Raw genomic sequence first — 22285 nt, 5'->3', positions numbered from 1 at the left:
AGAGAGCCTTCGCACACGATGAGCGATGACGTCCGACTCCACGAGCTGCGCGCCGAGGTCGGGCGCGTCGGCATCACCCCGCTGGCGCAGCTGATCGCCGCCGATCCGGCCCGCGCCGCCGATTTCGCTCTCCAGGTCTGGCCGGTCTACGCCAGCTTCGCCCGTCAGCGCTACGACCGCGCCGCGCTGGACTGGTTGTTCCGCGCCGCGGCGGCGGCGCACAGCGAGCGGCGCCTGCGGGCGCTGTTCGACGGCGAAACCGTCAACGTCACCGAGGGCCGCGCCGCCCTGCACACCGCCTTGCGCGGCGACTTGTCCGCCAGCGATACCGCCCGCGCCGCGCACCGCCAGGCGCTGGAAGCGCGCAGCCGGATGCGCGCGGTGATCGAGACGCTGACTGCGAGCGAGGTCACCGACATCGTCAGCGTCGGCATCGGCGGCTCCGATCTCGGCCCGCGCCTGGCCGTGGACGCGCTCAGCGGCGCGACCCCGGGCCGGTTCCGCGTGCATTTCCTGTCCAATGTCGACGGCCACGCCGCCCAGCGCCTGCTGGCGGGGCTGGACCCCAAGCGCACCGCCGCGCTGCTGATCTCCAAGACCTTCGGCACCCAGGAAACCCTGCTCAACGGCGCGATCCTGCGCGACTGGCTCGGCGACGCCTCGCGCCTGTACGCGATCAGCGCCAACGTCGAGCGCGCCGGCGCCGCGTTCGGCATCCCGCCGGAGCGGCTGCTGCCGATGTGGGACTGGGTCGGCGGCCGCTACTCGCTGTGGTCGGCGGTCGGCCTGCCGATCGCGCTGGCGATCGGCATGGACGCGTTCGAAGATTTCCTCGCCGGCGCCGCGCAGATGGATGCGCACGTGCTGGAGACCCCCTTGCCGCGCAATCTGGCCGCTTGGCACGCGCTGACCGCGGTGTGGAACCGCAACGGCCTGGGCTATGCCACCCAAGCGGTGCTGGCTTACGACGACCGGCTCAAGCTGCTGTCGAACTACCTGCAGCAGTTGGTCATGGAAAGCCTGGGCAAGTCGGTGCGCCTGGACGGCTCGGCCGTGGCCGGCGACACCGTGCCGGTGTGGTGGGGCGGGGTCGGCACCGATACCCAGCACAGCTTCTTCCAGGCCCTGCACCAGGGCACCTCGATCGTGCCGGCCGATTTCATCGGCGTGGTCCGCGCCGACGCGCCGTACCCGCAGAACCATCGCGCGCTGCACGCCAACCTGTTGGCGCAGACCGAGGCCTTCGCCAACGGCCAGGCCAGCGACGACCCGCACCGCGCCTACGCCGGCGGCCGCCCGAGCACGACGATCCTGCTCGACGCATTGACCCCGCAGTCGCTGGGCGCGCTGCTGGCGATGTACGAGCACAGCGTCTATCTGCAGTCGGTGTTCTGGGGCATCAACGCTTTCGACCAGTTCGGCGTCGAACTCGGCAAGCAGGTCGCCAACAAGCTGCTGCCGGCGCTGGCCGGCGACGCCGAGGCCGACGACCCGGTGACGCGCGAGCTGTTGCGCAAGCTGCGCGGCTAGTACCCGCTTCTTGTAGGAGCGGCGTCCCACGGGGATTTCCTTCGGTCATGAGCCGCGACCGCGCTGCTTCGGTCTCGCGATATCTGTCGTTCGAGGCCTCAAGAGCAAGGCTTCCGCCCGCAAGCGGACGGGTAACTTTCTTTTGGCGCCCCAAAAGAAAGTCGCCAAAGAAAAGCGCATTCGCGCGAAGCTCCCCTGCGAGTTCGATGCTTGCGCCGGGATTTTTCGATAAGACATCCCTGTCTTATCGAGTCGTGCTCTTTAACGGCGGGGCGCACGTCCTGTGCGCCGCCCTCCGGGTCTAGGGGAACTCTCGCGGGCGCGATGCTATGCCAAGTGCTTGTAGCAATAACAACGATAACGTTGGTACTGGGCGGCACCGCGATTCAGGCCGCGCCGTGGCGCGCCAGCGCCCATTCGACGTGCTCGCGCACCAGCGCGCTGGGATGCTCGCGGCGCGAGCGCAGTGCGGCGATCGTCTCGGGCGTGCCCGGCGCGTTGCCGAGCGCGACGGCGATGTTGCGCAGCCAGCGCTCGTGGCCGCTGCGGCGGATCGCCGAGCCCTCGGTGCGGCGCAGGAACTCGTCCTCGTCCCAGGCGAACAATTGCGCCAGGCTGGCCGTGTCGAGCCCGTTGCGGGCGCGGAAATCCGGCTCGTCGTTGCGCTTGGCGAACTTGTTCCAGGGGCAGACCAACTGGCAGTCGTCGCAGCCGAAGATGCGGTTGCCGATCGCCGGGCGCAGTTCCTCGGGAATCGCGCCGTCGTGTTCGATGGTCAGATAGGCGATGCAGCGGCGCGCATCGAGCCGGTGCGGGGCGACGATGGCCTGGGTCGGGCAGATGTCGATGCAGCGCGTGCAGGTGCCGCAGTGCGCGCTGGCCGGCGCATCGATCGGCAGCGGCAGGTCGACGTAGATCTCGCCTAGGAAGAACCAGGAGCCGCCGTCCTTGTCGATCAGGCAGGTGTGCTTGCCGATCCAGCCCAGCCCGGCGTTGCGCGCCAGCGCGCGCTCCAGCACCGGTGCCGAATCGACGAATACCCGGTGGCCGAACGGGCCGACCACTTCGCCGATGCGGTCGGCCAGACGCTGCAGGCGCTGGCGCATCAGCTTGTGGTAGTCGCGGCCGAGCGCGTAGCGGGCGACGTAGGCGCGCTCGCGGTCGGCCAGGGTGGCCCAGGCGTCCTCGTCGTCGCGGCGGCCGTAGTCCAGGCCGACCGAGATCACCCGCACGGTGCCGGGCAGCAGCCGGTCCGGGCGGCCGCGCAGTTCGCCGTGGCGGGCCATCCAGTCCATCGAGCCGTGCAGGCCCTGTTCCAGCCAGTCGAGCAGGTAGCCTTCGTCGTCGTCGAGTTCGATCCCGGCGATGCCGCAGCGCTGGAAGCCGAATTCGCGCGCCAGCTCGCGGATGCGCGCGGCCAGCGCCGGGTAGTCGGGCGGCGCCGGGTTGGGCGCGGGGCGGGGCGCGGAGCTGGAATGGGCGTCGGGCTGGTTCACGATCCCGCAAGTATAGAATCCGGGCATGTCGCCCAACGCTGAAATCGTCGGCCGAACCGCTGCCGCGCCCGGGACCGCGCTGTACGACGCCGTGGCGTTGCGCGCGATCGAGGCGCGCGCCGCGGCCGAACTGGGCGATGCCTACGTGCTGATGCAGCGCGCCGGCGCGGCGGCCTGGAGCGAGTTGCTGAACCATTGGACGCGCGCGTTCCGCCTGCTGGTGGTGTGCGGTCCCGGCAACAACGGCGGCGACGGCTATGTGCTGGCGACCCTGGCCCGGCAAAGCGGGCGCGACGTTTCGGTGCTGCGCCTGCCCGGGCACGCGCCGCGCAGCGCCCTGGCGCGCCGCGCCGCGGCCGAGTACGCGCAGGCCGGCGGCGCCACGCTCGAATTCGACGGCACGCTGCCGGCGGCGGACGTGGTGGTCGACGCGTTGTTCGGCATCGGCCTGTCGCGCGCGCCGGACGCGGCCTCGGCCGATCTGATCGCGGCGATCAACGCGCACCCGGCGCCGGTGCTGGCGCTGGACGTGCCGAGCGGCGTCGACGCCGACAGCGGCCAGGCCCACGTCGCCGCGGTGATCGCGCAGCGCACCCTGGAGTTCATCGCGCCCAAGGCCGGCCTGCGCAGCGGCGCAGCGCTGGATCACGTCGGCGCGCTGGCGGTGGCGCGGTTGCAACTGGACCCGGAGCATTACGGCGTCGAAGCGGTTGCCGAAGCGCTGGGCGCCGCCGATCTCGGGCGCTGGCTGCGGCCGCGCCGGCGCGACAGTCACAAAGGCCGCAACGGCCGTGTGCTGTGCGTGGGCGGCGATCACGGGCACGGCGGCGCCTTGTTGTTGTGCGCGCAGGCCGCGCTGCGCAGCGGCGCCGGTTTGCTCGATGCGGCCACGCGTGCGGCGCATGTGGCGCCGATGTTGGCGCGCCTGCCCGAGGCGATGCCGCGCGCGGTCGAGAGCGGCGAGGAACTCGCCGCCGCGATCGACGCCGCCGATGTCGTCGCGATCGGCCCCGGCCTGGGTCAACAAGGTTGGGGGCGGGCGCTGTACGCGCGCGTCCTGGCCAGCGCCAAGCCGCGTCTGTTCGACGCCGATGCGCTCAATCTGCTTGCCGCGCAACCGCGGGCGCTGCCGGCCGACTGCGTGCTGACGCCGCACCCCGGCGAAGCCGCGCGCCTGCTCGGCAGCGCTGCCGCGCAGGTGCAGGCCGACCGCTTCGCCGCGGTGCGCGCGCTCGTCGATCGCTACGGTTGCGCGGTGGTGCTCAAGGGCGCCGGCAGCCTGATCGCCGCACCGCAACGGCGCACGCGCCTGATCGCCGCCGGCAATCCGGGCATGGCGGTCGGCGGCATGGGCGACGTGCTCAGCGGCGCGATCGCGGCCTTGCTCGCACAGGGCCTGGATGCGTTCGATGCGGCCTCGTGCGGCGCCTTGCTGCATGCGGTCGCCGGCGACGAAGCCGCGCGCGAGGGCGGCGAGCGCGGCCTGCTGCCGAGCGATCTGATGCCGTGGTTGCGACGCTGCGCGAATCCGCGCGGCGCGGCTTAGAATCGCGCGATGACCGCAGCGCGCACGATCCTCACGCTCGCCGACGCCGACGCCACCGACGCGCTCGGCGCCGCGCTCGCGCGCACCCGCCCGCAACGCGATGGCGCAGTGCTGCGCGTGCATCTGCACGGCGATCTGGGCGCCGGCAAATCGACCCTGGCGCGCGCGCTGTTGCGTGCGCTCGGCGTGCGCGGCGCGATCCGCAGCCCGACCTACACCCTGGTCGAGCGCTATCCGCTGGCCGGTGGGCGCGAAGCCTGGCACCTGGACCTGTACCGGATCGGCGACGCCGGCGAGCTGGAATTCCTGGGGCTGGATGGCGGCGAGGCCGAGTTGTGGCTGATCGAATGGCCCGAGCGCGGCCGCGGCTGGCTGCCCCCGGCCGACCTGCGCGTCGACCTCGCCGTGGCCGAAGGCGGCGCCGGTCGCCGCGCCGAGTTGTCGGCCGATTCAGAGGGCGGGGCGGCCTGGCTGGCCGGCCTGGCGGCGGAAACCGGCCCCCAGGAGCTTGCGGCCGACTCCTGAACGATTCCCTAGGAAGTGTCCCCAGGTACCGGATTTGCAAGGAAAAAATACTTGCAATTGTGATTTTCCGGTGCTTGACTTATGCGCATGCGAGTCAAAGGGGCCACCGTTCAGAAGTTCCTGCTCGGCCTAGCGCTGCTGGCGGCGCTGGCTTGGAATCTCGCGCATGCGAGTGAAATCAAGGGCTTGGAGCTGCGTAACGGGGCCACCGGCACCCGCGCTGAGATCGCTCTGGACGGCGCCGGCCAGTACAAAGTGCTCAGCCTCAAGGGCCCCGATCGCCTGGTGGTGGATCTGCCGGCCTCGCACCTGAGCAAGGCTTTCAAGCTTCCCGCCGCCGCCGGCATCGTCAAGGCCGTGCGCACCGGCGAGCCGCAGCCCGGCACCGCTCGGATCGTGTTCGACTTGGCCCAGCCGGTCGCGGCGCTGAAGCCGCGCATCGAGCAGGGCGCCGGCGGTTCGCGCCTGGTGCTGGAATGGCCGGGCGACGGCAACGAGACGACGGCCGCTGCGCCGAAGCCGGCCGCCGCCAGCGTCGCTACCACCGCGACCCCGCCGCCGAAGCCGGCCGCGCCGTCGCCGATGGTCGCGGCGCCCGCCGTCGCGACTGCGCCGGCGCCAGCCGCCGAACCCGATCCCGCGCTGGCCTCGAATGCGGCCACCAGCAAACTGATTTCCGAGCTCGCCGCGCGCAACGGCGCGGCGCCGGCGGCAAACGCGCCGAGCGTCGCGGGCAACCCACCGCCCGTCACCCATGCGCCGAGCGCGATCGCGACGGCGCTGCCGGCGGCGAACCCGATCCACGCGGCCGCGCGACCGGCGACTGCGCAGCCCGCGCCGACGCCGACGCCTGCGCAGCGCGCCGCGAGCCAGGCCGTGTTCGAACAGGCCGCACAGGCGCCGGTGCCGACCACGGTCGCGACCGGCGTGCCGACCCGCATTGCGACCGGCGTGCCGACGCCGATGCCCGGTGCCGCGGCAGCGGCCCCGGCGCCGGTCGAGACCGCGCCGCCGCCGGGTGCGGTCAAGACGCTCAAGGACGTGATGCGCGGCCGCGGCATGCGCCCGTTGATCATCGCCATCGATCCCGGTCACGGCGGCCAGGATCCGGGCGCGATCGGCCTGGCCGGCAAGCGCGAAAAGGACGTGACCCTGGCGATCGGCCGCGAACTGGCGCGCCAGATCAACGCCACGCCGGGTCTCAAGGCCTACATGACCCGCGACACCGACGTGTTCATTCCGTTGCCGCGGCGCGCCCAGCTCGCGCGTCACGCCAAGGCCGACATGTTCATCTCGATCCACGCCGACGCGGCCGAAAACCGCTCGGCGAACGGCTCCTCGGTCTACGTGCTGTCGCTGAAGGGGGCGTCCTCGCAGCGCGCGCGCTGGCTGGCCGACAAGGAAAACGCCTCCGACCTGATCGGCGGCGCGCGCCTGCCGCAGTCCGACAACACCCTGACCTCGGTGTTGCTGGACCTGACCCAGAGCGGGCACATGAAGGCGTCCGAAGACGCCGCCGGGCATGTGCTCGACGGGCTGCGCCAGCTCGGCCGCAACCACAAGCCGAACATCGAGCGCGCCAACTTCGCCGTGCTGCGCACCTCCGACATGCCGGCGATGCTGGTCGAGACCAACTTCATCTCCAATCCGGAAGAAGAGCGCCGCCTGACCGATCCGGCGCACCAGCGCGCGTTGGCGCGGGCGGTGCTGGACGGAGTCAACACCTATTTCACCCGCCAGCCGCCGCCGGGCACGATGTACGCGGCGCGCGCCGAAGCGCAGCAGGGCGGGTTCGGCGGGGGCGGCAGTCCTTAACCCCGCAACGATTTCGACGGTTCTTGCGCGGCTCTGAGCGATCGGGGCCGCGATCGTTTCGGGGAAGGCAAAGCGCGAATCCCACCGTTCCACGTTTCAAAAGGAGGGGGCGTCGTTTCGGCGCAATGCCGGTCGCGACGCCACCGGGCTCCTGAGCGAGGCCGTGCGATGCCGCGGAAGCCGGGCCGTAGCTCCGGGTGCGCAAGAGCGGGCGCCGGCCGTTGCCTCCTTTGCAAGGGGGCGGGTGGCCGCGCAGGGCGCGCAGGCGAGGCGGCTTTTGCCGTTGCTGCTGCTTCGCCCCTGAATCCGCGCGCCGGGCCGATCCGCCGCATCCGGCGCAAGCCCCGGATCGCGAAGCCGCGCCGGCAGCGGCTATCATCGTTTCCCATCCCCCCGCCGGTGCCGCCGCACCGAATGCCGCCCGTGAGCATCCGTCAACTGCCCGACACCCTGATCAACCAGATCGCCGCCGGCGAAGTGGTCGAACGGCCCGCGTCCGTGGTCAAGGAACTGGTCGAGAACGCGCTCGACGCCGGCGCACGCCGGGTCGACATCGATCTGGAGGAGGGCGGCGTGCGCCTGATCCGGATCCGCGACGACGGCAACGGCATCGCCGCCGACGAACTGCCGCTGGCGGTGTCGCGCCACGCCACCAGCAAGATCGCCTCGCTCGACGACCTGGAAGGCGTGACCACCCTGGGCTTCCGCGGCGAGGCGTTGCCCTCGATCGCCTCGGTCAGCCGTTTCGCCCTGTCTTCGCGCCGGATCGGCGAGGACCGCGGCGCGGTGCTGGAGATCGACGGCGGCCGGGTCGGCGACGTCGTCCCCAAGCCGCATCCGCAGGGCACCACGGTCGAGGTGCGCGACCTGTTCTTCAACGTGCCGGCGCGGCGCAAGTTCCTCAAGGCCGAGCGCACCGAGCTGGGCCATATCGAAGAATGGCTGCGCCAGCTGGCCCTGGCCCGGCCCGACGTCGAGCTGCGCGTCTCCCACAACGGCAAGCCGACCCGGCGCTGGAAGGGCGAGGGCGACCTGGTCGAGGTCGGGCTGTCGGACCTGCGCATCGGCGAGGCGCTGGGCGAGGAGTTCGCCCGCAACGCCCTGCGCGTCGACCACAGCGGCGCCGGCCTGCGCCTGCACGGCTGGATCGCTCAGCCGTCCTACAACCGCGCCAGCGCCGATCAGCAGTATTTCTACGTCAACGGCCGCGCGGTGCGCGACCGCAGCGTGGCCCACGCGGTCAAACAGGCCTACGCCGACGTGCTGTTCCACGGCCGCCAGCCGGCCTACGTGCTGTTTCTGGAACTGGACCCGCGCCGGGTCGACGTCAACGTGCACCCGGCCAAGCACGAGGTGCGCTTCCGCGACGCGCGCCTGATCCACGACTTCGTCTACCGCACGCTCAACGACGCCCTGGCCGAAACCCGCGCCGGCAGCCTGCCGTCGGCGCAGGCGCCTGGCGCCGACGGTTTGGTCGCCGGCAGCGCTCAGACGGCGGGCGCGGCGACGTCCGCGGCCAACGCCTATCAATGGCGTTCGACCGCGCCGCTGGGCCTGCAGGTCGCCGAGACCCGCGCCGGCTACGCCGCGCTGTACGGCAGCGGCGGCGCGGGCGGTCCGGCAGGCGGTGCGTCCTATGGCGGCGGCTCGGCGTCCGGCGGCGGCAGCGCCTACGCCGCGCCGGGCCTGGGGCTGGGCGCCGCGCCGGCGCTGCCGGCCAGCGACGACGCGACCCTGCCGCCGCTGGGCTATGCGATCGCCCAATTGCACGGCATCTACGTGCTCGCCGAAAGCGCCGAAGGCCTGATCGTGGTCGACATGCACGCCGCGCACGAACGCATCGGTTACGAGAAGCTCAAGAGCGCGCACGACGGCGAAGGCCTGCGTACCCAGCCGCTGCTGGTGCCGGCGACGCTGGCGGTGTCCGAGCGCGAGGCCGAGGTCGCCGAGCGCGAAGAAGCGACGCTGGTCGAACTGGGCTTCGAAGTCACCCGCAGCGGTCCGCAGTCGCTGACCCTGCGTGCGGTGCCGGCGTTGCTGGCCCATGGCGACGTCGAGGCCCTGCTGCGCGACGTGCTGGCCGACTTGCGCGAACACGGCGAATCGCGCCGGGTCGCGGCGGCGCGCGACGAATTGCTGTCGACCATGGCCTGCCACGGCGCGGTGCGCGCCAACCGCCGTCTCACTTTGCCGGAAATGAACGCCCTGCTGCGCGAAATGGAGGCGACCGAACGCTCCGGCCAATGCAATCATGGCCGCCCGACCTGGGCGCGCTTCAGCCTGCCCGAAATCGACCGCTGGTTCCTGCGAGGGCGTTGATGATGTCCGTTGCGCGCAAGCCGTTGTTCGCTTCGTCCCGCCCGGCGTTGCTGGCGCTGGCGCTGTTGCCGGCCTTGGCGGCGTGCGACTCGCCCGAGCGGCAGGCCGCGCGCCAACGCGAGGCCGAGCGCGTCGCCGCCGCCAACCACGCCTTCGATCGCGACCAGCAGTTGTGGCGCGAACAGCGCAAGACCGAGCTGCTCAAGCCCGACGGTTGGGCCAGCCTGGTCGGCCTGCATCCGATCGAACCGGGTTCGCACTATCTGGGCAGCGACCCGGACAACGGCATCCGCCTGGGGGTGGGGCCGGCGCATTTCGGCCTGATTTCGCTCAACAACGGCCGCCTGCGCTTCGTTCCCGAACGCGGCGCGCCGCTGACCTTCAACGACCAGCCGATCAAGGGCGCGGTGACCCTGCTCGCCGACGATTACCCGGCCGGCCCGACCCGGATCGGCTTCGACGAGGGCAAGGGCGGGCTGACCGTGATCAAGCGCGGCGAGCGCTATTTCCTGCGCGTGCGCCACTCGCAGGCGCCGACCCTGACCGGTTTCAAGGGCATCGATTACTGGGCGCCGCAGCAGGACTGGAAGCTCAACGCCAAGTTCGTCGCCCATCCGGCCGGCAAGACCATCGACATCGCCAACATCATCGGCACGATCGAACCGACCCCGAACCCGGGCGCGATCGAGTTCCAGCGCGATGGCCGCAGCTTCCGCCTCGAGGCCCTGGACCAGGGCGGCGAGCAGTTGCTGCTGGTGTTCGCCGACCGCACCAGCGGCCACACCAGCTACAGCGCCGGGCGCTTCCTCGAGGTCGCGCGGCCCAATCTGCAGGGCGGGGTGGTGATCGACTTCAACAAGGCCTACAACCCGCCGTGCGCCTTCACTGCGTACGCGACCTGTCCGCTGCCGCCGCAGGAAAACCGGCTCGACCTGGAGATCCCCGCCGGCGAAAAGACCTACAAGCCGCCGGCCGCGCCGGCCCACGCCACCTAAGCCTCGTTCCGGAATCTGCGCATGCGGTTGTTGAAGCTGTTCCTCGCCCCCTTGACCGCTGCGGTGCTGCTGAGCGCGCCGCTGACCTCGGCCACCACGGTCGCCGCCGAAGCCGCCGCGGCCGCGCCCAAGACGCCGCCGGTGCCGTTGCTGTGGAAGGTCTCCGACGCCGACAACGCGGTGTATCTGCTGGGGTCCTTCCACCTGCTGCGTCCCGACGACTACCCGCTCGCGGCGGACGTCGACCAGGCTTTCGCCGACTCGGCCAAGCTGGTGTTCGAAGTGCCGCCGGATCAGATGTTCGACCCCAGCGTGGCGCAGCGTTTCATGGCCCGCGCCCGTTTCGACGACGGCCGCAGCCTGAGTCAGGTGCTGCCGGGCGACCTGCGCGAGAAGCTCAATCGCGTGCTGGCCAAGAACGGCGCCTCGCTGGCGCAACTCGACCCGCTGGAGCCGTGGTTCGTCAACCTGTCGCTGGTGCTGGGCGTGTCGCAGTCGCTGGGTTTCAGCCCGCAGTTGGGCCTGGACCAGTACCTGATGCGCCAGGCCGCGGCGGCGGAGAAGCCGACCGCCGGCCTGGAAAGCATGGATGCGCAGCTGCAGGCGATGGACTCCGGCCCCCTGCCGGAACAGATCAAGGCGCTGCGCGAGTTCGTCGACCAGCCCGAGGAAGTGCCGGGCATGCTCGAGGACATGCACACCGCCTGGCGCCGCGCCGACCTGGCGACGCTGGATGCGAAGGCGCGGGTGGAGATGCGCGACAAGACGCCGGAGACCTACCGGATCGTCAACGTCGAGCGCAATCGCGCCTGGCTGCCGCAACTGCAGAAGATGCTCGACGAGTCGCGCCAGGGCAACACGCTGGTGGTGGTCGGCGCGCTGCACCTGCTCGGCGACGACGGGCTGATCGAATTGATGCGCGGCAAGGGCTACAAGATCGAGCGCGTATGCGGCGCCTGCGCTGCGGGCACGGCGGATTTGCCGGCGCCGGTTCCCGCGGCGGACCCCGCTGCGGGCGAGAAGGCTGCTCGCGGAAAGGCCGGGGCAAGCAAGCCGGAAGCAGGCTAGGAGCAGCGCGAGCCGACGCGCGAAGAAGCCAACGCCGACGTCATCGGTCGACGCCTGAAACCCTCGCGGGGCAGAAGCGGCGTAAGCCGCGACCGTGCTCTCTCCCGCTCGCCGCGTCTTTGTCCTGGGCCCTCTGTCGGAGCGGCGTAAGCCGCGACCGCGCTCTTGCGACCTCGCGGCGTCTGTCGTTCGAAGGCTGTGAAGCTTCAAAGCTTCAAGCCAAGCTTCCGTCCGCAAGCGGCCGGGTCACTTTCTTCGTCCAAGGCGACAACGTCCTACGGGATTTCCTTCGGTCAAAAGTCACCAAAGAAAACGCCATGGCGGTTTCGAATCAAGAGCCACTATGGTTCGGAGCGTGCGCGGGGCTGCTCCGCACCGGCCTTTCCTGGCCTGGCTGCGCACGGCCCCTCCCTGCGGGCCGCCCTTCGGGGCTTCGGTGCGTTCTCGCAAGATCGATGCGGCGCCAAGCTCTTTACGGCAACGGCAACGGCAACGGCAACGGCAACGGCAACAGCGCCTGCAGGCGCTGCGTTGTTGCTGAGGGGGTGGAGCGGCGCAAGCCGCGACCCGGGATGCGCAGAAGACCAGCGCCGTCGTTCACCGAAGCCCGAACCCGTCGTCCGCAGGCGATGGGTCAGCGCGCTTGCTCGGGCACCATCACGATGCAATCCACCGGGCACGCCGGTACGCACAGTTCGCAGCCGGTGCACAGCGGCTCGATCACGGTGTGCATGTGCTTGGAACCGCCGACGATGGCGTCGACGGGACAGGCCTGGATGCATTTGGTGCAGCCGATGCAGTCCGCTTCGACCACCAGCGCCACCATCGGTGGCTTGTGCTCGCCGCGGCTGCGGTCGTAGGGAAGCGCGGGCAGGCCGAGCAAATGCGCCAGCGCGCGTGCGCCAGCGTCGCCGCCGGGCGGGCAATGATCGATCCCGGCCTCGCCGCGCGCCATCGCTTCCGCATACGGCCGGCAACCGGCGTAACCGCATTGCCCGCATTGGGTCTGCGGCAGCAGTCGATCCAGCCGTTCGGTCAGCTCGAGGGGGCGCGATTCGGAGTTCGGGATGGGCATGGGCTTATCCGGCACAGCGTCCGCGGCGCGCTTTACGAATCCCGAATCCCCAATCCCGGCTCAACGCACCGGCATGCCCGGCGCCACGCCTTCGTCGGCGTCGAGCAGGAACAGATTGCCGCCGTCGAAACCGGCCGAGAGGATCATGCCTTCGCTGAGGCCGAAGCGCATCTTGCGCGGGGCGAGGTTGGCGATGAACACCACGCTGCGGCCGACCAGCTTGTCCGGTTCGGCGTAGGAGCCGCGGATGCCGGAGAAGATCTGGCGCTGGCCGAGGTCGCCGGCGTCGAGCTGGAAGCGCAGCAGCTTGTCCGAGCCGTCGACGAACTCGCAGGCCAGCACCTTGCCGACGCGCAGGTCGAGCTTGGCGAAGTCGTCGATGGCGATGGTCGCGGCGGTCTCGCTCTTGGCTTCGGCCTGCGGCGCGGCGGCCTGCGGGACCGGTTTCGCGGCGGCGGCGGGCTCGGCCTTGGCGGCGGGGGCGAGGGATTCCTTGCTGGCTTCGATCATGGTGTCAATCAACTTCGTATCGATACGGATGAACAATGGCGCGTAGGCGCCGATGGTGTGGGCGAGCAACGGCGCATCGAGGTCCTGCCAGCGCGCCACCGGCGCGGCCAGGAAGGCCTCGGTCTGCGCGGCGACGCGCGGCAGCACCGGCTTGAGCGCGCCGGCGAGCACGCGGAACAGGTTCAGGCCCTGGGTGCACACCGCCTGCAGTTGCGCTTCCATGCCGTCCTGCTTGGCCAGCACCCAGGGCTTGTGCTCGTCGATGTACTTGTTGGCCTCGTCGGCCAGGGCCATGGTCAGGCGCAGCGCGGTCGCGGCTTCGTTGCGTTCGTAGGCCTGGGCGATCGGCGCCAGCTGGGCGGCGAAGCGTCGGTACATGGCCGGGTCGGGCAGGGCGTCGGCGAGGCGGCCCTCGAAGCGCTTCTCGATGAAGCCGGCGCAGCGGCTGGCGAGGTTGACGAACTTGCCGACCACGTCCGAGTTCACCCGGGCGACGAAGTCGGCCAGGTTGAGGTCGATGTCCTCCACGCCGCCGCTGGTCTTGGTGGCGAAGTAATAGCGCAGCGCTTCCGGGTCCAGGCCGACGTCGAGGTAGGTGCGGGCCTGGATGAAGGTGCCGCGCGACTTCGACATCTTCTCGCTGTTGACCATCAGGTAGCCGTTGACGTGCAGCCGGGTCGGGGCGCGGAAGCCGGCGCCGTGCAGCACCGCCGGCCAGAACAGGCCGTGGAAGGTGACGATGTCCTTGCCGATGAAGTGATGCAGCTCGGCACCGCTGTCGCGCGCCAGATAGGACCAGAAATCCAGGCCTTCGCGCTCGCACAGGGCCTGCAAGCTGCTCAGGTAGCCGATCGGCGCGTCCAGCCAGACGTACAGGAATTTGCCCGGGTGGCCGGGGATCTCGAAGCCGAAATAGGGCGCGTCGCGGGAGATGTCCCAGGCGCGCAGGCCGCCTTCGGCGTCCAGCCATTCGCTGAGCTTGGCCTTGATCCCGGGCGTGGCGACGTCGCCGGCCAGCCACTCGCGCAGGAAGCCCTCGAAATGGCCGACCTCGAAGAAGAAATGCTCGGACTCGCGCAACTCCGGCGTCGCGCCGCTGACCACCGAGCGCGGCTCCTTGAGTTCGGTCGGGGCGTAGGTCGCGCCGCAGTTCTCGCAGTTGTCGCCGTACTGGTCGGGCGTGCCGCAGTTCGGGCAGATGCCCTTGACGTAGCGGTCGGGCAGGAACATGCCCTTGACCGGGTCGAACAACTGCGCGACCGAGCGCCGGGCGATGTGGCCGTTGTTGTCCAGGCGCGCATAGAACCCTTCGGTCAGGCTGCGGTTGCCCGCCGAATGGGTCGAGTCGTAGTGGTCGAAGTGCACGCCGAAGTCGCGGAAATCGCGCTCGTGACGGACCTGGATCTGGGCGATGTAGGCCTCCGGCGTCTGCCCGGCCTTCTCCGCGCCGAGCATGATCGGGGTGCCGTGGGTGTCGTCGGCGCAGATGTAGCGCACCGTGTTCCCGCTCATCCGCTGCGCGCGTACCCAGATGTCGGCCTGCATGTACCCGACCAGATGGCCGAGGTGCAGGTCGCCGTTGGCGTAGGGCAGGGCGTTGGAGACGACGATTTCGCGGGACATGGGCGGGGTGGTCGTGGGCGGTCGTGAATTATGGCATGGGCCCGGGGACAGCCCGGGAACGGCGGCGCAGCGGTCTGTGGCGGCCGCCGTTTACAGGCCGAACGCGGCAGGGCGGCACGCGTGCAAACACCGCCCCGGCCAAGGCCCGCAGTCGCCCAAAAAAGAAGCCCGGCCGAGGCCGGGCTTCCGTGAACGACGGGCCCGCCGGGGTTATTCGCGGCGCATCCAGGTCTGGGTGCGGCCGAGCAGCGAGAAGCCCATGAAGCCGCGCACGTCCAGCTTCTTGCCGGCGTCGGTCGGGGTCACCTTGACCGAATAGACCTTGCCGCTGGCCGGGTCGAGGATCTGGCCGCCTTCCCAGACGTTGCCCTTCTTGCGGATGCCCCACAAGATCACCATGCCTTTGACCGGCTTGTTCTTGCGGTCGCCGGAGCACTTGTCGCAGACCGGGTTGGGGCCGCGGTCGGACTGCAGCACCTCGGTGACGCGGCCGGCCAGGCTGCCGTCTTTGGCCTCGTAGATTTCGACCACCGACTTGGGCTTCTGGGTCTTGTCGTCGATGGTGGTCCAGTGCCCGACCGGGGTCTGGGCGAAAGCCGCGGCGGGCAGAGCGAGCAACAGCAGGGCGAGCAGTTTGGTACGCATGAGTCCCCTCCCAGGGATGGAGCGTGGAAACGGTTCGGCCGTACGGTGGGGCGACGGTTGCGACCTTTATACCGCATCCGTCGGCGTACGGAAGGCGATGGCGGGCGCCGTTCAGCTCGCCGTCGCAGGCAGAAAAAAGCCCGGCCGGAGCCGGGCTGGAAGCGGTTGCGGGCCCGGCGCGCGGCCGGGCCCGCGAAGGGCGGATCAGTGGAACTGGTACTCGAACTGGGCCGAGATTTCGCGGCCGATCGGGCTGTACGCCGAATAGAAATACGGATAGCTGTCGTAGCCGTCGTCGCTGGGGTGGAACTTGTTGAACACGTTGTTGACGAACACCGTGACCTTGGCCTTGTCGGTGATCTGCTTGCCCAGGTTCGCGTTCCACAGGAAGTACGGCGCGATGCGGCCGGTTTCCTGCCAGTTCGGCAGGCTGCCGTAGCGGGTCATGAACACGGTGGCGTTCCAGTCGTTCTTCTGCCAGTTCACCGAGCCGCGCACGCGGCTGCGGAAATCGAAGTTGCCCGGATCGTCGCGCCAGTCGCGCTCGACCGGATCGGTCGCCAGCAGCTGACGCTCGTGCTTGAGGGTGTGGGTCCAGCCCAGCTCCCAGCGGTAGTCGCCCCAGCGCTGCGTGCTGAAGCGCCAGTTCAAGGCCGCATCCAGGCCGGCGACATGGCGCAGGGACTGGTTGACCGGGCCGCTGCGCACGCCGGTGACGCGATCGGTGGGCTCGCCCGGCGCGCCGCTGCGGGTCACGCGGCTGAGGATTTCCTGGCAGAACGCCGAATCGGCGGCGAATTGGAACGGCTGGCGGGTGCGGGTCAGGCCGGTGCGGCAACCGCCCTCGTTGTCGAGGATGTAGGTGCTGCTGAGGGTGGTGACCGCATCGTCGAGCTTGATGTCGTAGTAGTCGACCGACATCGACAGGCCGTCGGTGATGTCCCACACCAGGCCGGCGCCCCAGGACTCGCCGGTTTCCTCGGTCAGGGTGGGTTCGCCCTTGCTGGTCGCGAACACCGAGTAGTTGTAGACCGTGCCCGTGCACGAGGACGCGGCCAGGTTGGCGTTGAGGCAGCGGTAGGTGTCGAGTACGGTGCTGAAGCTGCCGCTGCCTTCGTTGAACACGAAGTGCATGTCCGGCGCCTTGAAGCTGGTCGAGTAGTTGCCGCGCACCAGCAGGCTCTCGATCGGGCGCCACTCCAGGCCGTAGCCCCAGGTCTTGGCGTCGTCGACCGCGGTGATGTCGTCGTACTTGTCGAAGCGGCCGGCCAGGCTGGCCTTCAACGACGGCAGGATCGGAATGCTGAACTCCAGGCCCGCGGCGTAGCGGTCGCGGTCGCCGCCGCCGTTGGTGCCGGTCAGGCCGTAGGTCTCGACCACGGTCGGCAGGATGCTGCGCGGCGAGTTCAACTCGTAGCCCTGCTGGGTGAAGTCGACCACCGCGGCGAAGCCCAGCGGTCCGGCCGGCAGCTCGAACAGGTCGCCGGACAAGGTGGCGCTGCCCTGGGTCACCCAGGACTCGGCTTCGTACTTCAGCGTGGTCGACATCGCCCGGTACTGGGCCGGGGTCAGCGGGGTGTAGAGGCGGTCGAGGTTGATTCGGTAGCGCGGGGTGCCGGTGGTGTTCAGGCGCGGACCGAAGAACCAATCGGTCACCGCCGAGCCGTCCAGGCGCGGACGGGTGCGGTCGGCGCGGTACTCGGCGCGTCCCAGGGTCACGTCCCAGTCGAAGCGGTCGGCGAGGGTGCCGCGCAGGCCGACGGCGACGTCGAGCGACTTCTCGGTGAAGCGCTGGTACATCGCGTCGAAGCCGCCGTACTCCTGCGGCGTCAGCAGACGCTGCATGTTGAGATTGGTGTTGAAGCCGGTGTCGAACCAGGTGGTGACGCGGCCGGTGCGGTCGATGTGCGGGCCGCTGATCGCCTCGGTGCCGCCGGACAGCTTGGACTTGGAGTGATAGCCCTGCAGGCTGGTCCAGGCCTGCAAGCCGTTGCCGAAGGTGTAGGTGCCGTACAGATAGCCCGACCAGTCGCTGTTGCCGTTGGCGATGGTCTGGTAGCCGACGTCGCCCCAGGAACCGCAGGCCGGGCCGAGGTTGGTCACGGCGCGGGTGCCGGCGACCACGGTGCGGTAGTTGAAGCGCACGAACTCGCCGTCGAAGCGATCGCAGACGCCGGCGGGCGGGGCGATGTAGGAGTTGGCGGCATTGCCCGGGCGATTGAGGCGGATCGCCGCGGTGGGCTGGTTGTTGCCCAGTTCCGGGGTCGGCCGCGGGTTGTCGTCGGTGGAGTCCATGAAGTCGCGCTGGAACGCGAACACCGGCTCGTCGGCGAAATACTCCAGGGCGTAGGTCACGCTCCAGTTGTCGCCGGAACGGCCGCCGACCCACTGCACGTTGCCGAAGTCGCCGCCGCCGGTGGTCGAGGTGCCGCCGCGCACGGTCAGCTTGTCGCCGTCGAAGTTGGTCTTCAGCACCACGTTGACCACGCCGGCGACCGCATCGGAGCCGTAGATCGCCGACGCGCCGCCGGACAGGATCTCGATCCGGTCCACCGCCGCGGAGGGAATATTGCCGAAGTTCTGGAAGTTGCTCTGGCCGTTGTACGGGAACGGGTAGTCCGCGGCGCGGCGACCGTTGATCAGCAGCAGGGTGCGGCCCGGGCCGAGGCCGCGCAGGTTGACCGGGCTGCCGTTGGGCGTGAAGCCGCCGGCCGAGTTGAGTTCGTTCTGTACCGTGCCGCCGTTCTGGGTCAGCGTGGACAGCGCATCGAACACGGTGACGAAGCCTTCGCGCTGGATCTGCGCCGAGCTGATCACGGTGACCGGCGAGGGCCCTTCGATCTGGGTGCGCTTGATGCGCGAACCGGTGACGACGACGCCGGCGACGTCGGTGGGCTTGTCGGAACCGCCGGCGCTGGCCGCGGCCGGTTCCTGGGCGAACGCGGCGCCCGCGGCGCCGAACAGCATCGCGGACGCAACCGCCCGCGACAGCCTGCTGCGACGCAGGCCGTGGTGATTGGACGACATCTGGTGAATCCCCCGAAGCGAAGCGAAATGGACTGAGCTATGTGCCGACCTTGGCGATCCCCTGTTCCTTCGCGGGCAAAATTAACATGCGATTAACCAATCTGCCATCGAATTGCAATTCTGCGGTGGATGATCGTTTTTCATGACGATAGGTGCTTGATTTATCTGGACTCGTCGCGGTTTTGGCCGCTCGCGGCGAGTCCTGGTACGCAACGGCGGCCTAGGCCTGGGCCCGGTTTCGGTCGGCGAATCCCCGGTTTCGTCGCGACGGATGCCTATTTTCGATTGCAGGTGTAACCGGCGATCCGGCCGGCGGTGGGGCGGGTAGAGAGGGCAGGCCCCTGCAGGAGCGGCGCGAGCTGCGACCGCCATCCTTCACTCGCCGCGCTTTGTCCTGGGCCCCTGTAGGAGCGGCGTAAGCCGCGACCGCGTCCTTTCGGCCTCGCGGCGTCTGTCGTTCGAAGGCCTGTGAAGCTTCAAAGCTCAAAGCTTCAAAGCCAAGCTTCCGTCCGCAAGCGGCCGGGTCACTTTCTTTGTCCAAGGCGACAACGTCTTACTGGATTTCCTTCGGTCAAAAGTAACCAAAGAAAACGCCATGGCTGTTTTCGGATCAAAAGCCACTATGGGAAGAGGTTTTCGCCGGGCTGCTCCGCACAGGCCCTCCCTGGCCTGGCTGCGCACGGCCCGCCTCCCTGCGGGCCGCCCTCCGGGGCTTGAGGGCGTTCTTGCGAGTTCGATGCGGCGCCAAGCTCTTTACAGCAACAGCAACAGCAACAGCAACAGCAACAGCAACAGCAACAGCAACGGCGGGCGGTGCGTTGTTGTTGAGGGGTAGGAGCGGCGCAAGCCGCGACCGCGGAGGTCGGCCAGCGATGCGGATTGGGCAGCGCGGTGCGGCCGATGCGGTCGCCGATGGCGCAGCGTTCCTTCGGCGAGGGGAGCGCGGTTCGCTCGGTACCGGTCGGCGGGTTGCGGGCGGGCAAAGAAAAAGCCCGGCGCGAGGCCGGGCTTGTTCTTGTCGCGGTTCGAAGGCCTTGCGGCGATCAGAACTTGTAGGTCGCGCCCACGTACACGTAGCGGCCGATGTTGTCGTAGTTCGAGTTGATCGCGCTTTCGCCGAAGTAGTTCAGCGGCGGATCCTTGTCGAACACGTTGTCGGCGCCGACGTACAGGTCCAGACCGGTGTTCGGCAGCTTATAGCCGACCTGCAGGTTGTGGTAGGTGTACGAACCGTTGCGGATCGGCGAGACCTGGCCCGGGTTGCTCTGGTAGCTCCACGGCTCGACGCGCAGGTTGCCGTCGATGTAGCGCATGTCCCAGCTCGCGCGCCACTGGCCCAGCTTGTAGCTGGCGTTGAGCGAGGCGCGCCAGCGCGGATCGCTGACGTAGTTCAGGTACTCGCGGTACTCGTTCGGGAACGCCTGGAACGCCCACTCGCGCGAGGAGATCAGGCGCGTGCCGACGAAGCGCAGCGAGGTCTGGCCGCCGAACAGTTCGAAGCGGTAGTCCGCTTCGATGTCCACGCCGGTGCGGCGCGAACGGGCCAGGTTCTCGTTGAGCGCGGTCCAGTTGTAGATCGAGCCGGCCGGGAAGGTGCGGCCCTGCGGGTCGACGTAGCCGCCCGCCGGAGCGCGCAGGATCGCCGCGCAGAAGTCGTTGCCGATGCCGCCGGGCGAGTCGACGCAGCGGGTCGCCAGGGTTTCGGCGGTGACCGCGCCGATCGCGTCCTTCAGGTTGACCCGCCAGTAGTCCACCGACAGACCGAAGCCTTCGATGAACTCCGGCTGCCAGACGAAGCCGTAGGAGAACGAACGCGCCTCTTCGACGTTCAGGTCCGGGTTGCCGCCGCTGACGCCCGGGCGGTTGCCGCCGTAGGTGTCGACGTAGTTCGCCGGCAGGCCCAGCGCGGCGCAGTTCTGCGCGCGCAGCGCCGGGTTGGCGGCGGTGTTGACCGAGTTGGTGCGGCCCGGACGGGTGTCGCAGGGGTCGTTGATGGTGGCGAAGTTCTGGGTCTGCGGGTTGAACAGCTCGCCGATGTTCGGCGCGCGCACCGCCTGGGCCAGGCTGGCGCGGACGCGGAACGAATCGTTGATCGCCCAATCCAGGCCGACGTTCCAGGTCTTGGTCTCGCCGACCGTGCTGTAGTCGGAGTAACGGCCGGCCAGGTCCATGCTCAGGCGCTGCACGCCCGGCAGGTCGGCCAACAGCGGGATGGTGGTTTCGGCGAAGATTTCCTTGACGCTGTACTCGCCCTTACGGTTCGGGATCGCGTTGAGGAAGGTCAGGCCCTGGGCCGCCAGCGGATCGGTGTTCTCTTCGCTGGTTTCCTTGCGCCATTCCACGCCGGCCGCGAAGCCGACGCCGCCGGCCGGCAGCTCGAACAGCGAGCTGTTGGCGACCGAAGCGCTGAACACCTTCTGGGTCAGCTTGGTGCGGTTGACCGCGTCGTAGTTGAACCAGTCGGCCGCCTGCGGGTTGACCGCGCCGTTGCCGAAGATGCTGAACGGCACGCAGCCCTGGCGCGACAGGTCGAGGTAGCGCACGCCGGTGTTCGGGTTGATCGCGTTCGGATCGATCGAGGTGCGGCAGACCAGATTGCCGGCGCCGTCGCGCACCACGTCCATGCCGGCCTGCCAGCGGTCGTTGATGCGGTTGTTGAGGTTGAGGCGATCGATCTCGGTCTTGCCGTAGTTGGCCGAGACTTCGTACGACCAGTTCTCGCTCAGGTAGCCTTCCAGGCCGACCACGTAGCGCTGGGTTTCGCGCTCGACGTTCTCGCCGCGGCGGCCCGCGTCGACGTTGAAGCGCGAGACCTGCAGCATGCGGTTGCGGTCGGTCAGGCTGTTGAGGCCGTTGGCGTCCATCAGCGCCGCCAGCTGCGGCGACAGGTAGGCGTTGTCGCGGCGGATGCGCAGCGGCTGGTCGAAGCTCGGCTGGGCCAGGAACTCGGACTCGGTCTTGGTGTACTTGCCTTCGAAGAAGAACTTGTGGTTCTCGTTGATGTCGAAGTTCACCATCGTGTTGACGCTGTAGCGGTCGAAGCCCGGCTGCAGGTCGGCGACGCTGTTGAGGTCGACGAAGTCGCAATTGACGCAGGTGTTGGCGCCGTCGCGCGGACCGTCGTAACGGGTGCGGCGGAAGCTGCCGTCTTCGTTGAACTGGTAGCGCACGCCGCCGGCGTTGAAGGTGCCGCCGTAGGAGATGCTGGAGTTGCCGCCCGGACCCATGAACACGCGCTGCGGGTTGCTCTGGCTGGACGGCAGGTTCGGGTTGTAGTTCGGGTTCGGCATGCTGAGCAGGAACTCCCGGCCGATCGAGCGATCGTTGCGGCCGAAGTTGTCCTGCTTGCTGTACTCGGCCGAGTACACGACGCTGCCGCGGCCTTCGGCGAAGGTGTTGCCGCCGGTCACGCTGACGAACGAGCGGCTGAAGTCGCCTTCGCTGGCGTCGCCGGTCTGGGCGCGCACTTCGTAGCCGTCGAAGGACTTCTTCATGATGAAGTTGACCACGCCGGCGACGGCGTCGGCGCCGTACACGGCCGAGGCGCCGCCGGTGATGACTTCCACGCGCTCGATCAGTTCGACCGGGATGGTGTTGACGTCGACCGCGGTCGAGCCGGACAGGCCGCCGACGTGGCGGCGGCCGTTGACCAGCACCAGGGTGCGGGCGGTGCCCATGCCGCGCAGGTCGAGCAGGCCCAGGCCGGCGGTGCCGATCGAGCGGGTCGAGTTGCCGAGGGTGTAGGTCGCCGACAGCTGCGGCAGGGTGGTCATGAGATCGGCGATGGTGACCGCGCCGGTGGAGCGGATCTCTTCCGAGCTGATGCCGACCACCGGGGACGGGGTGACGAAGCCGATGCGCTTGATGCGCGAGCCGGTCACGGTGACCGCGTCGATGTCGGTCGGCGCGGCCGAGCCTTCGGCGGCCGGGGCCGGATCGGCGGCGTAGCCGGCGCCGCTGACGGAGATCAGCATCGCGCTGACCAGTGCGGCCGTCAGCCTGCTGCGTTGCAGGCCGAGCGTGTTGCGAACTGCCATTGTGTTTCCCCCAAAACGTGAAGAACGAAGTACGACTTCCGGTGGCCGTCCTGGCGATTAACAATCCTTTGACA

General features: G+C 69.4%; 13 protein-coding genes. 7 read left to right on the top strand and 6 right to left on the bottom strand.

Annotated elements, in window-relative coordinates; translation table 11 throughout:
• The first annotated feature begins 18 nt into the window (after nucleotides 1-18).
• The gene (pgi, locus tag V2J18_RS13950; protein ID WP_336132058.1) at nucleotides 19-1530 is read left to right on the top strand and encodes a glucose-6-phosphate isomerase; all 1512 of its coding nucleotides are present in this window, start codon (nucleotides 19-21) and stop codon (nucleotides 1528-1530) included.
• A gap of 386 nt (nucleotides 1531-1916) precedes the next feature.
• On the opposite strand, the gene queG is transcribed toward pgi, so the two are convergent.
• Nucleotides 1917-2951: a tRNA epoxyqueuosine(34) reductase QueG gene (gene queG, locus V2J18_RS13945; protein ID WP_064748113.1), complete on the bottom strand. Its 1035-nt coding sequence runs from the start codon at nucleotides 2949-2951 to the stop codon at nucleotides 1917-1919.
• 100 nt (nucleotides 2952-3051) lie between these two features.
• Here queG and V2J18_RS13940 point away from each other — a divergent pair, with 100 nt between their 5' ends.
• The 6 genes from V2J18_RS13940 to V2J18_RS13915 all read left to right on the top strand — a co-directional run bounded on the left by V2J18_RS13940 (nucleotide 3052) and on the right by V2J18_RS13915 (nucleotide 11294).
• Nucleotides 3052-4572, top strand: coding sequence for an NAD(P)H-hydrate dehydratase (locus tag V2J18_RS13940; RefSeq protein ID WP_079248191.1), 1521 nt, complete (start codon nucleotides 3052-3054; stop codon nucleotides 4570-4572).
• Between the two features lie 9 nt (nucleotides 4573-4581).
• Nucleotides 4582-5097, top strand: coding sequence for a tRNA (adenosine(37)-N6)-threonylcarbamoyltransferase complex ATPase subunit type 1 TsaE (gene tsaE / locus V2J18_RS13935; RefSeq protein ID WP_064748099.1), 516 nt, complete (start codon nucleotides 4582-4584; stop codon nucleotides 5095-5097).
• Between the two features lie 87 nt (nucleotides 5098-5184).
• A complete protein-coding gene (locus V2J18_RS13930) occupies nucleotides 5185-6912 on the top strand; it encodes an N-acetylmuramoyl-L-alanine amidase (RefSeq protein WP_064748115.1) in 1728 nt (575 codons plus the stop codon).
• Between the two features lie 423 nt (nucleotides 6913-7335).
• Nucleotides 7336-9231, top strand: coding sequence for a DNA mismatch repair endonuclease MutL (mutL, locus tag V2J18_RS13925; RefSeq protein WP_064748116.1), 1896 nt, complete (start codon nucleotides 7336-7338; stop codon nucleotides 9229-9231).
• On the top strand, nucleotides 9231-10226 hold the full coding sequence (locus tag V2J18_RS13920) for a DUF1684 domain-containing protein (protein WP_087960720.1): 996 nt from the start codon (nucleotides 9231-9233) through the stop codon (nucleotides 10224-10226). Before mutL ends, V2J18_RS13920 begins: the two co-directional genes overlap by 1 nt.
• Nucleotides 10227-10247: 21 nt before the next feature.
• Entirely contained in the window at nucleotides 10248-11294 is a 1047-nt protein-coding gene (locus V2J18_RS13915) for a TraB/GumN family protein (RefSeq protein WP_064748100.1), read from the top strand.
• A 634-nt stretch (nucleotides 11295-11928) separates the two neighbouring features.
• Here the strand turns inward: V2J18_RS13915 and rnfB are convergent.
• From rnfB to V2J18_RS13890, 5 genes are all read right to left on the bottom strand, one after another.
• Nucleotides 11929-12369 carry an Rnf electron transport complex subunit RnfB gene (gene rnfB / locus V2J18_RS13910; protein WP_075575122.1) on the bottom strand — a complete coding sequence of 147 codons (441 nt, stop codon included), beginning with the start codon at nucleotides 12367-12369 and terminating at the stop codon, nucleotides 11929-11931.
• Between the two features lie 60 nt (nucleotides 12370-12429).
• Nucleotides 12430-14502 carry a methionine--tRNA ligase gene (metG, locus tag V2J18_RS13905; protein ID WP_336132057.1) on the bottom strand — a complete coding sequence of 691 codons (2073 nt, stop codon included), beginning with the start codon at nucleotides 14500-14502 and terminating at the stop codon, nucleotides 12430-12432.
• A 210-nt stretch (nucleotides 14503-14712) separates the two neighbouring features.
• Entirely contained in the window at nucleotides 14713-15147 is a 435-nt protein-coding gene (locus V2J18_RS13900) for a DUF2147 domain-containing protein (protein ID WP_064748103.1), read from the bottom strand.
• Nucleotides 15148-15351: 204 nt separating this feature from the next.
• Nucleotides 15352-18174 (bottom strand): TonB-dependent receptor plug domain-containing protein, encoded by a 2823-nt coding sequence (locus V2J18_RS13895; protein ID WP_336132056.1) that lies wholly within the window; start codon nucleotides 18172-18174, stop codon nucleotides 15352-15354.
• 1043 nt (nucleotides 18175-19217) lie between these two features.
• Nucleotides 19218-22211: a TonB-dependent receptor plug domain-containing protein gene (locus tag V2J18_RS13890; RefSeq protein WP_064750032.1), complete on the bottom strand. Its 2994-nt coding sequence runs from the start codon at nucleotides 22209-22211 to the stop codon at nucleotides 19218-19220.
• Between the last annotated feature and the right edge of the window lie 74 nt (nucleotides 22212-22285).

Origin of the sequence: Lysobacter firmicutimachus (genome assembly GCF_037027445.1) — a bacterium.
GTDB classification, from domain to species: domain Bacteria; phylum Pseudomonadota; class Gammaproteobacteria; order Xanthomonadales; family Xanthomonadaceae; genus Lysobacter; species Lysobacter firmicutimachus.
This window is presented reverse-complemented; position numbering and strand designations above follow the sequence as displayed.